This window comes from Hymenobacter agri (assembly GCF_054778495.1).
Map to the genome: position 1 here is coordinate 1 of NZ_BAAGZM010000230.1, position 6271 is coordinate 6271.

Annotated in this window: 8 protein-coding genes; 6 read left to right on the plus strand and 2 right to left on the minus strand. The window is 60.0% G+C overall.

Annotated features, from left to right (window positions below; all coding sequences use genetic code 11):
- A partial coding sequence (locus ACYVDE_RS12405) for a PAS domain-containing protein (protein WP_460501860.1) occupies positions 1-271 on the minus strand: 271 nt, incomplete at its 3' end.
- A gap of 393 nt (positions 272-664) precedes the next feature.
- Here ACYVDE_RS12405 and ACYVDE_RS12410 point away from each other — a divergent pair.
- The 6 genes from ACYVDE_RS12410 to ACYVDE_RS12435 all read left to right on the plus strand — a co-directional run bounded on the left by ACYVDE_RS12410 (position 665) and on the right by ACYVDE_RS12435 (position 4888).
- Complete coding sequence (locus tag ACYVDE_RS12410) at positions 665-1501, plus strand: helix-turn-helix domain-containing protein (RefSeq protein ID WP_460501861.1); 837 nt, start codon at positions 665-667, stop codon at positions 1499-1501.
- Positions 1502-1673: 172 nt separating this feature from the next.
- Entirely contained in the window at positions 1674-2411 is a 738-nt protein-coding gene (locus ACYVDE_RS12415; protein ID WP_460501862.1) for an SDR family oxidoreductase, read from the plus strand.
- Positions 2412-2505: 94 nt separating this feature from the next.
- Positions 2506-3201, plus strand: a complete 696-nt coding sequence (locus ACYVDE_RS12420; RefSeq protein ID WP_460501863.1) for a helix-turn-helix transcriptional regulator — start codon at positions 2506-2508, stop codon at positions 3199-3201.
- A gap of 103 nt (positions 3202-3304) precedes the next feature.
- Positions 3305-3709, plus strand: a complete 405-nt coding sequence (locus ACYVDE_RS12425) for a VOC family protein (RefSeq protein WP_460501864.1) — start codon at positions 3305-3307, stop codon at positions 3707-3709.
- A 471-nt stretch (positions 3710-4180) separates the two neighbouring features.
- On the plus strand, positions 4181-4336 hold the full coding sequence (locus ACYVDE_RS12430; RefSeq protein ID WP_460501865.1) for a hypothetical protein: 156 nt from the start codon (positions 4181-4183) through the stop codon (positions 4334-4336).
- Between the two features lie 6 nt (positions 4337-4342).
- On the plus strand, positions 4343-4888 hold the full coding sequence (locus ACYVDE_RS12435) for a hypothetical protein (RefSeq protein WP_460501866.1): 546 nt from the start codon (positions 4343-4345) through the stop codon (positions 4886-4888).
- Positions 4889-4986: 98 nt separating this feature from the next.
- On the opposite strand, the gene ACYVDE_RS12440 is transcribed toward ACYVDE_RS12435, so the two are convergent.
- On the minus strand, positions 4987-6042 hold the full coding sequence (locus ACYVDE_RS12440) for a GTP pyrophosphokinase (protein ID WP_460501867.1): 1056 nt from the start codon (positions 6040-6042) through the stop codon (positions 4987-4989).
- Positions 6043-6271: the final 229 nt, after the last annotated feature.

Below are 6271 nucleotides of genomic sequence, written 5' to 3' on the forward strand. Positions count from 1 at the left end.
GCTGCGGGGCCATGTCGTGGGGCCGGCGGGTGGCCATCACCTGGGCCAGGGAGGCGCGCACGTTGGCCACGGCGTTGGCCTCGGGGGTGAGGGGGTTGTCGGGAAAGGCGTCGAAGATGAACCTGCCCACGATGGCGTCGCGCTCGGTGAGGGTGGCGGCCAAGTAGTCGTCGCTGGCGCCTACTATCGTCCAGTCGGGCGCCAGCAGCAGCGTGGCGCCGGGCATGGCGTTGAAGACGGGCAGCAGGTCGGGCATGGCGGCGGAGGACATGGCTACGGCGATGAGTTCGGGGGGAAGATGCGAAGGTCGGCGATATTCTGCCCACCAGCGGCGCAACGGGTGGGCGAAGGTTTGCCGGTCCGCTTCGAGCAGTCATTACCCTGGGTGGGGCAGCCCCCAATGCGACGCCGAAGCACAGCACCATACTTAAGCCGCAAGCGAAACGATAAGCTCCGCTAGTTGCTGATGGGGCTTTTTTGCCTGGTGGCACATCACGCCGTGGACTGGCGCGCCGGCATGGAGTCGTTCCGTTTAATTGGCCCGCTGAGCAAAACAAATTCGGCCTTCTGAGCAAAGTGCGGCGGTGCCGGACTATCTAATTTTGTGTTGTCAAGCAGCACGTCTCGCCGAGGCCCGCTTACGGAACCCCCACTGCCACCCGCCATGTCCACGAAGCAAACCAATCCCTACGCCAGCCTGGTGGTTGTGTGCCGCGGCGACCAGCGCTACGGGGGCGAGAAAACCTGCGACGACCACGTGCTGGTGAGCGTGCTGGCCGGCGAGCTACGCGTGGTGCAGGCCGACCGCACCCGCTACTGCGGCGCCGGCGACACCGTGCTGCTGCCCCGCAACCAGCCGGCCACCCTGCTCAAATACCCGAAAGAGGGCACCCCCTACCAGGCCGTGGTGATGACGCTGCCCACGGCCCTCGTGCAAGCCTACTACGCCGATAACCGCCCGGTGCCCGCCGGGCCGGCGCATGCCGGGCTGCTGGTGTTCGCCAAAAATCCGCTCCTGCAGAGCCTGTTCGCTTCCCTGCTGCCATACCTGGAGCTCGAACACCGCCTGCCGGAGAAGCTGCTCGCCCTCAAAACCACGGAGGTGCTGGAAATTCTGCGCCGCCTCGACCCGCAGGCCGATGGCGTGCTGGCCGACTTTGCCGAGCCGGGCAAGCTGAACCTGGTCGCGTTTATGGAAGCCAACTACCGGTTCAACATGCCCCTGGCCACGTTTAGCCGCCTCACCGGCCGCAGCCTCACCACCTTCAAGCGCGACTTCAAAAAAGCCTTCCAGCTGAGCCCGCAGCGCTGGCTCACCCAGAAGCGGCTGGCGCTGGCCCACTACCAGCTGGCCGAAAAACGCCGCAAGCCCGTGGAGCTCTACCTGGAAGTGGGCTTTGAAAACCTGGCGCATTTCTCGCACGCGTTCAAAAAGCAGTTCGGCTACCCGCCCACGGCCCTGCGGAACCAAGACGAAGCCTCGCGGCCCGCCGCTGCCTGACGCGGCTCGGGCCCGGGCCGCCGCAAGCGGGCCGGTTCCCACTCCTCATTCAGAATCACTCTGCCGGGCATTTGCCAATGCCTTACGGGCAGGGGTATGCCCTGGCCGCAGGGGCCGGGGCGGCACCATTCTCCCGGTTCATTTTCTCCATTTCAATACCCAATAAACCCACATGAAGTCAGCACTCGTTACCGGCGCCAACAAAGGCATTGGCCTGGAAGTCGCTACCCAACTCGCTGAGCACGGTTTTTTCGTGTACCTCGGCAGCCGCAACCTGGAAAGCGGGCAGGCCGCGGTGCGGCAGCTCAACGCCCGCGGGCTCACGGCGCTCGAAGCCGTGCAGCTGGACGTTACCAACCCCGATTCCATCCGAGCGGCGCGGGCCACCATCGGGGCCAAAACCCCGGTGCTCGACGTGCTGGTGAACAACGCCGGCATCTCGGGCGGGCAGCCGCAGGCGGCCCTGCAGGCCACGCCGGAGCAGTTTCGGGCCGTGTTCGAAACCAATGTGTTTGGCGTGGCCGCTGTCACGCAGGCGTTCGTTGACCTATTGCGGCCGGCCGCGCAGCCGCGCATCGTGAACGTGAGCACCGCCATGGCCTCGCTGGCACTCTACGCCGACCTCGACAATCCCCACTTTGCCTTTCGGGTTCCCGTGTACCAAGCGTCGAAAGCGGCGCTGAACATGTACACCGTCAACCTGGCCCACGAGCTGCGCGACACCTCGTTCAGGGTGAACGCCGTGTGTCCCGGCTACACCAAAACCGACTTCACGGGCCACCAGGGCACCAGCACGGTGGCAGAGGCCGGCGCGCGCATCGTGAAATATGCCCTGCTCGGGCCCGACGGGCCCACCGGGAGGTTCTTCAGCGAAGAGTACTTCCCGGCCCCGGCCACCTGCCCGTGGTAAGCGGGGGGCGGCCCGGCCCCGGCCGCCCCCCAACGCCCGCGCACCAGCTTAAATTTGCATCGCGTGCCGCTCCCCAGACCGGCCCGCCCGCCCCATGAACCGCATCGACCGCCTGTTTGGCATTACCACGCTGCTGCAAACGAAGAAACACGTGCCGGCCGAGCAAATTGCCGAGCAGTTCGGCATCAGCGTGCGCACGGTGTACCGCGACATCCGGGCGCTGGGCGAACAGGGCATTCCCATCAGCTTCGAGCCCAACCGAGGGTACTTTCTGGTGCAGGGCTACTTTCTGCCGCCGGTTTCCTTCACCCCGGAAGAAGCCAACGCCCTGGTGCTGCTCGAAGCCATTGCCGGCGTGCTGGCCGATACCACCAGTCGGGCCCACGCCGCCACGGCGCTGCACAAGGTGAAGGCCGTGCTGCGGGCCCCGGAGAAAACCCGGCTGGAGCAGTTCACCAGTCGCATCGAGCTGCACGTGCCCGAGTACGCGCCGGGGCCGGCCAACTACCTGGCCCCCTTGCAGACGGCCATCGCCGGCCGGCACGTCGTGGACCTGACGTATTGCGACAAAAGCGGCCGCGCCAGCCAGCGCCGGGTCGAGCCCATTGGGCTGGCCTTCTACAATTTTGCCTGGCACTTGGTGGGGTGGTGCCAGCTGCGGCAGGACTACCGCGACTTCCGCCTCACGCGCATTGAGCAACTCACCGCCACGGGCAGCCCGTTCACGCAGCCGCAGCACATCACCCTCACCGAGTACGTGGCGCGCCTGCACCGGCCGGCGGCGGGGTAATTTTTTTTTCGGGGCGAAAATCGGACTGCCATAGGGCTGTCAGTGGGGGCCGCGTGCTTTGCAGCATCAATTCCAAACCCCCACTTTTTAGCCCCTTTTTCCGATGAATTTCGCTTCCGTTCGCCTCATCACCGCCGACATCGACCGCCTCCTGCCGTTCTACGAGCAGGTGACCGGCCGGCCCGCCACCCGCTTCACCCCCGATTTTGCCGAGGTGCGCACGCCCACCGCCACGCTGGCCATTGGCAGCACGCGCACGCTGCAGTTTGAGGGCGGCCAGGGGGCGCGCGCCGCCAGCAACCAGTCGGCCATTCTCGAATTCCGGGTGGCCGACGTGGATGCCGAGTACCACAAGCTGGCCGACGTGCTGCGCGACCACCTGGTGCAGGCGCCCACGACCATGCCCTGGGGCAACCGCTCCTTCCTGTTCCGCGACCCCGACGGCAACCTGGTCAACTTCTTCGCGCCCGTCACGCCCGAGGCCGTGCAGCGGTTTGAGGGCCGGTAGGTAGCCGCCGCCGCGCCACTCAAAAAGCCCCGCCGGCACTGGTGGGGCTTTTTGAGTGGCGCGGATAGTGTTTGGTCAGTCAATACGCGTTTGGTCAAGCGGTACAAGGCTTGGTCAGACGGTACAACGCTTGGTCAGGCGATACAAGGCTTGGTCAGGGCATACAAAGCGCCGGGCGGTGCGTACAAAGCCCCGGGTAGTGTGTACGAAGCCCTGGGCGATGTGTGCGAAGCCCTGGGTAGTGCGTACGAAGCCTCGGGCGGTGCGTACGAAGCGCCGGGTAGTGCATACAAAGCGCCGGGCGGTATGTACGAAGCGCCGGGCAGTGCGTGCAAAGCCCCGGGCCGCGCCGACAACGCTGGGCGCGGGGATTTGGCCGTCATTGTCGGCGCGTCGAAAACGATGAGAAAGCGCGTGAGTGTCATAATAATTGCTACGTTTGCCGCTCACCTTTCTCACATCTACTACGGTATGGATAACAACCGCTTAAACGCGCTGCTGAAGCGCGATACCGACACCGCCGCCGGCCTGCTCGCCGACAAGGACCAGTACAAACCCCTAGAGGACGACCTCGCGCCCCTGCGCGACGAGCACGCCGCCAACCTGGCCCAGGCCCGTACCCTGTAAGCCGCCGTGATGGCCGACGGCCAGAACGACGACGCCAAGCAGAAAAACGGCGCCAAGAAGCAGCTCAAAGCGCTGGCCGCACGCCTCGGGGCCGCCTTGCAGGCCTACGCCGCCAGCGCCGCCAACAAGGACGAGGACCTGGCCGGCCGCGTCAACATCACGGCCACCGACCTGGGCCGGGCCGACGATGCCAGCTTTGCCAGCCTGGTAGCGGCGCTGCTGAAAGAAGCCCAGCCCCTGACCAAAGCCCTCGAAAAGCGCGAGTTCACGGCCGACGACCTGGCCCGGACCGCCGCACTGCTCCAGCGTTTCGGCCAGAAGCGCACCGGCCAGCGCCTGAGCGTGGTGAGCGGCAGCACGGCCCGCAACACCCTCATCGGCCTGCTGCGCCGCAACACCGACCTCGTGAAGCAGATGCGGGTGCAGCTGCGCCCCTACCAAAGCTCGCCCACCAAGCACGAGGTGTGGGAGCGTTTCCAGGGCTACACCCGCGTCATCGAGCTGGGCGGGGGCGGCCCGCAAGGCGACGTGGCCGGCAAGCCCGCCGCCTAAGCCGCGAAGAGCAACAGAAAGCCCCGTCCGGTTGCGGGCGGGGCTTTCTGATAATATGTATTTCGATTTTATATATTATGTAATTAGGTTTAAAAATCTTATTGCGCGGGATTGTTCATTAATGAACGAGTTGCTGAAACGACTGTTGACCAGTTAGAAGAAACACCACTGTTTCGTCTGTACTCATAATACTTCTGATTGAGAGTGTCTAAAATAATGCGCATCATGCCTGGCTTTGCTAAAGCAGTTTCTTCGTTTCTATTGGCAGTATTAAACCAAATATTTTCAAGCTCGCTCAAGTGGGGTTTAGCTATTTCGTAGCTGTCCACTAACTCTTCCATCGTTACGCCGGCAGTATTCAATTCTTCGAGTAGCCTAGCTATTGCTTTGATATCACCTTTTCTTTCGGGAAATACCTCATCTAAAAAGGCTTGTAAAGTGTCGAGGTTAAGTTCCTGATTTCTAAAAGCAGGAACATTAGTAACTGCTTCCTGAATACTTGCTCTGTATTCACTAATACCTTTGCGCAATTCCTCGAACTGCCCGTCTGCCTCTTCAAATTTTGCACTTAAAAAATACAGTTTTCGTTGAAACTGCTCCGGAACTTGCTCACTGCTTTTGTATTGAAGTTTATGTTCAACTTCAGCCCAAGCATGCATCAGAATGGTTCTAACTTGTATTTCTGCCTTTAATTTTTCTAGTCCGCGATAGTTCGGTGGCTGCATCCACGATGCTTTTATTTTTAAAATAAAATGGGTTGAGCGGTAACCAAACTCTTTAGGTTTAAGACGCTTTGCTGTATCTTCTTGAGTTTGAATGTCAAACTCTTTTACTATGATTTCACATATCCTGTCAACATCGCTAGGGTAGTAGCATATGATACGTAAGCCACACCAATCCTCAATCTGTTCGAATGGATTGTTGAATTCTTTTCGGGCTATTTTTTCATAAGCTGAATCTACATCCTTCACGCGAAACAATACATCTAAGTAAGGAATATTTTCTTCTGCCAAAAAGGCCTTCAATGCTTGCTGAAGGTTAACTGCAAGCCGTTCGTATTGTGGTCGAAGTTCATTGTACTTCTTTCGGAATTCTTCCTGTGTCAGTATGTCAATGTTCGGTTTGTTGGGTTGATGTTTTTTTTTGATACTCATGATGGTTTTGCTGTTTCTGAACGTGGAATTTAATTTCGCTTCTAAGTGGTAATTTTATTAGATGGGGCTTTCAGTTTTTTAATATAATACAGGTATGAGTATGATGCATAAATTTAAACTAAGTAATTATCTGTAATTATGTTCTGTAATAAATAATTGGCGGTGGTCTAAGTGAGGATGAACACGTATAAGGTTGATGGTAACAACTCAGCATACGTGCGCCAAATGC

Coding starts and splice junctions, on each gene's coding strand:
- ACYVDE_RS12410 (WP_460501861.1), top strand. CDS start 665: ATGTCCACGAAGCAAACCAATCCCTACGCCAGCCTGGTGGTTGTGTGC.
- ACYVDE_RS12415 (WP_460501862.1), top strand. CDS start 1,674: ATGAAGTCAGCACTCGTTACCGGCGCCAACAAAGGCATTGGCCTGGAA.
- ACYVDE_RS12420 (WP_460501863.1), top strand. CDS start 2,506: ATGAACCGCATCGACCGCCTGTTTGGCATTACCACGCTGCTGCAAACG.
- ACYVDE_RS12425 (WP_460501864.1), top strand. CDS start 3,305: ATGAATTTCGCTTCCGTTCGCCTCATCACCGCCGACATCGACCGCCTC.
- ACYVDE_RS12430 (WP_460501865.1), top strand. CDS start 4,181: ATGGATAACAACCGCTTAAACGCGCTGCTGAAGCGCGATACCGACACC.
- ACYVDE_RS12440 (WP_460501867.1), bottom strand. CDS start 6,042: ATGAGTATCAAAAAAAAACATCAACCCAACAAACCGAACATTGACATA.